We start from the raw sequence: 3631 nt of genomic DNA, 5'->3' as shown, positions 1-3631 counted from the left end.
CCTTCTCGGCCTTGCGGTGCTCGATCATCTCGTACAGGTTGGCGTAGCGGTAGAGATGGTCGAAGTCCTCCAGCACGCCGAACTGGTAGGCCTGCTGCAGGTAGGGGTCGGGCTCCATCCTGGCCACCCAGGCGGTGAGGTCCACCGCCACCTGCTCGTAGGCGAGCGTGGTCTCCAGCACCGAGGCCAGCCCCGGCAGCAGCCAGTTGACCGCCTTCTGCTGCTGCGCCTCGATGTAGCGCACCCGCGCGAGCTGCTGCTTGAGCTCGGTGTCGGGGCAGTGCCTGGCCAGCTGGTGGCTGAACATCACCGCTTCGACCTCGATGCCGTTCATCGCGATGATGCGGCAGCGGGTGTAGGGGTCGGCGTGGTCGGGGTCGATCGGCGTCACGTTCAGCTCGCGCCAGTTGCGTAGTTGCTTGTCCAGCGGGATGCCCCGCTCATGCAGCGGATTGAAGGTCATCTGGTTCGCTCTCCCTCGAAGCCACAGTGTGTCGCCAGGGTTTTGCCCTGCGCGCTGGTCGTGCCGCCCTGGTCTGCGACGTCATGGTGGAACGTCTTGAGGGCCGCGGTACGGGCCCTACCCGAAGCTGCCCGCGGAAACGTCGTGGTTATCCGAGCAGCGGTCGTGGAACGGGTAAACCCAGGCGTCGTCTCTCGGTGTTCGGGTAGGGCAGGCCGTACTCGAAGGGAGATCACTCATGGCCGATCAACAGCCGATGCCCGAGGCGATGGACCAGGACGACGTCATCGACCTGCTGCTGGCGCAGCACGCGCTCATCAGGGACCTGTTCGACGAGGTGGAGCAGGCCTCAGGCGAGCAGCGAGCCGAGGCCTTCACGCGGCTGGTGCGCCTGCTCGCCGTTCACGAGACGGCGGAGGAGGAGGTCGTCCATCCGTATGCCCGCGGCAAGATCGACGGCGGAGAGGGTGTCGTCGAGGACCGGCTGGCCGAGGAGAACCAGGCCAAGCAGTTGCTCATGGAGATGGACGAGAAGGGGCCCGAGGCCGCCGACTTCCTGGAGAAGCTCACCCTGCTGAGGGGTGCGGTGACGGCGCACGCCCGTAGCGAGGAGCGCTACGAGTTCATGCAGTTGCGCGCGCACACCTCGCCGGCTGAGCGCAAGACGCTGGCTGTGGGGGTGAGGGCGGCCGAGGCGATGGCGCCGACGCATCCGCATCCGGGAACGGAGTCGGCCGCCAAGAACGTGCTGGTGGGAACGCCTGTCGCGATGATGGACAGAGCACGTGACGTGATCCGCCAGGCCATGGGCAAGGCCCACTGACCGGCATCAGCGCAGGCGATGGTGGCGCCGGTCGGCGGCCGTCAGTCCGGCGTCACCGCGCTCCGCCCGGGAGAGGCGGAGGTGAGGGCTCGGAGATGCCCACCTTGCTGGTCGTGGTAGTCGGCATCGGCGTCGTCGAACCACACCCCGCCAGCGGCCAGGTAGCGGAAGCACAGCGACTGATCGGTGGAGATAGTAAGACTGATTTCGTAGACGCCCTCCCTCACCCGCATCGGATGGGCGTTGGCGTCCCAGTCGTTGAAGTCCCCCACCAGCGACAGCCCCCCAGGCGCCTGATCGACCCGGACCATAAAGGTGAGCTTGATCTGGCCGTTTGCCGGCCTGCCACGCTTGATCATTATGTCCCCTCGATCACAGGCATGGACGCGACCCTTGTTTATCCATGCCCGGACCGCTACAACGAACAACACGTAACCGCATGCGTTCCATCGCCGTTCCGAGGGCAGGAGAGCTCCGCGACGATCACTCTCTGGCTACGACAGCGGGCTTCCGCCGTCACAGCGAGGACAACACCTGGAAGGGCGTCAACGCGATCGTCGTGCCCATGCCGTTCGTGCCCTGCCCATGAGCAGCCATGGGGGGAATTCGAGCCGAGGGCTTCTCGATCGTTCCTGCTGGAAACCGGCTGTCTTACGATGTGGACCATGAGCGGCGATGAGCCCGAGTTCGGGCATGGCGAGGGCAATCGCCCGTTGTGGACGGTGCGGGATCGCGACGCCGAGACCATCAGGACCGTGCTGCGCAAGGCGGGGTTGCGCGAGTTCAGCGAGCGGCACGGCGGCTTCCTTGTCGAAGGTGGATACGATGGCGGACCATTCCTAGTCGCCTTCGCAGATGACTCGGAGCCAGCCGTGCGGGAGCTCGCGCAGTGTGAGGCTGCGCTGCTCAGGGCCGGGTATCGGGTCGCACTCGAACCCAGCGACGCGCATGCGCTGCGTGCGTGGCCATAGGCCCGCCCTTGAAGCGCGGAGTCTGTCGCAGATCCGGGAACGAACCGCGCTGGAGCGTCTGCCATGCCTGCTGAGCCCGTCCTGGCCTGTACTCCCCGTTTCCGCAGGACACACCGACCGGGACTCGACCACGCCCAAGGTGGGCGGTTGCCAGGGGACGCTTCTCTCAGGGCAGGTACCCGCCTGCCTGCCCCGCCGGGCGGCGCCGCCAGCCAGGACATGGCACGGTGGCATGCCAGCTCGTCAGCACGTCGGGATACCGGCGAGCACTGCGGTCGGCCCAGCGCCCCCTATCGGCCAAGTGCGCTCTCGGCGTCGGCCGCCGTCGCATAGCAGTGAAAGACCGCCTCCACGCCGGTCCGGTGCAGGAGCCGCTTCACCCTGCCGCGCGCTCCCGCCAGGGCCAGCGGGCGCCCGGCCGCCTCCAGCCGCTCCCGTGCCACGACCAACGCGCTCAGCCCTGAGGAGTCGCAGAACGTCAGCTGAGACAGGTCGATGATGAGACCCGGCGGGTGGGGCGACGTCTGGGCCATAACCTCATCCAGCTGGCCGGTCAGCAGCTGCTTGGTGGACACGTCCAGCACTCCCTGCAGGCCGATCACGACAGTCTCCCGGCCAGGACGCATCACAACGCGTAGCGGCCTTTCCAGCGCTTCCGACTGGTCCTGCGGCTGCATGACAGTCACCCCCCAATGGGAGCTTCCCGCACGGCCAAGGAGAACGCCTGCCTGCCCCAAGTTTCAGCTCACCTTCTCTCGGGACCGCTGCCCGCCACCCGACGCGGGAAACGACGAGACCAGCATGACCTCACTGCGTCAAGCCTGCCCCGGGCAGCAGCTTGTCGAACTGGCCAGCGAGGTACAGCAGGCAAAAATGGCCTGACCCGGCCGCGCCCGTCACGCCGCCCGGCAACAAGCTTCTGGCTCCGGAAACCGGATTGGTGGATGGCATGCGGGCTGCGCTCACCGGACGAGGACGGTCCTGATCGTTCGGCGGCAACGAGGAGTCAACCGACCGTCCCACTCACGGCTGACCATCACCCACGGTACGAGCGGGACCGGCAGAGGCCGGACCGGACGTCGGCGACCTGGACGGGCTGCCGCGCACTCCAACTGCCCGACGGGTGGGGCGTGATCCTGGACCGAGACGGACGACGTGACAGCGCACCACGCACCAAAGAGCCTTACTACCTGTTCGGCGAGCGCCGCAACGAACGCGAAGCCGAACAATCTCAAAGACCTCCTCGAGGGACCCTGATCAGCCACTATCGATCAGTGAGGCGGTAGACCGTGACGTGCGCCCGGCTGTCGTCGCCGAACGCCGAGCCGTTCCAGTCCGACCAGCGGTGCTCGCGCTCCATGCCCGCCAGCCTGG

General features: G+C 67.1%; 5 protein-coding genes and 1 pseudogene. 3 read left to right on the top strand and 3 right to left on the bottom strand.

Annotation, left to right across the window (positions count from 1 at the left end; translation table 11 throughout):
- Positions 1 to 463 (bottom strand): annotated as a pseudogene (locus ABFX50_RS50355) (hypothetical protein); the annotation flags it as partial.
- Positions 464 to 701: 238 nt separating this feature from the next.
- Between ABFX50_RS50355 and ABFX50_RS50350 the strand changes: the two are divergent.
- The gene (locus ABFX50_RS50350) at positions 702 to 1286 is read left to right on the top strand and encodes a hemerythrin domain-containing protein (protein WP_346158362.1); all 585 of its coding nucleotides are present in this window, start codon (positions 702 to 704) and stop codon (positions 1284 to 1286) included.
- A gap of 41 nt (positions 1287 to 1327) precedes the next feature.
- Here the strand turns inward: ABFX50_RS50350 and ABFX50_RS50345 are convergent, their stop codons facing one another.
- A complete protein-coding gene (locus ABFX50_RS50345) occupies positions 1328 to 1645 on the bottom strand; it encodes an isoamylase early set domain-containing protein (protein WP_346158359.1) in 318 nt (105 codons plus the stop codon).
- 80 nt (positions 1646 to 1725) lie between these two features.
- On the opposite strand from ABFX50_RS50345, the gene ABFX50_RS50340 reads away from it, so the two are divergent.
- Together ABFX50_RS50340 and ABFX50_RS50335 are read left to right on the top strand one after the other, a co-directional pair.
- A complete protein-coding gene (locus ABFX50_RS50340) occupies positions 1726 to 1875 on the top strand; it encodes a hypothetical protein (protein ID WP_346158357.1) in 150 nt (49 codons plus the stop codon).
- Positions 1876 to 1951: 76 nt separating this feature from the next.
- A complete protein-coding gene (locus ABFX50_RS50335) occupies positions 1952 to 2257 on the top strand; it encodes a hypothetical protein (RefSeq protein ID WP_346158355.1) in 306 nt (101 codons plus the stop codon).
- 290 nt (positions 2258 to 2547) lie between these two features.
- On the opposite strand, the gene ABFX50_RS50330 is transcribed toward ABFX50_RS50335, so the two are convergent.
- Entirely contained in the window at positions 2548 to 2883 is a 336-nt protein-coding gene (locus ABFX50_RS50330; protein ID WP_346158365.1) for an STAS domain-containing protein, read from the bottom strand.
- Between the last annotated feature and the right edge of the window lie 748 nt (positions 2884 to 3631).

Origin of the sequence: Nonomuraea recticatena, from assembly GCF_039533245.1 — a bacterium.
Taxonomy (GTDB): domain Bacteria; phylum Actinomycetota; class Actinomycetes; order Streptosporangiales; family Streptosporangiaceae; genus Nonomuraea; species Nonomuraea roseola.
This window is presented reverse-complemented; position numbering and strand designations above follow the sequence as displayed.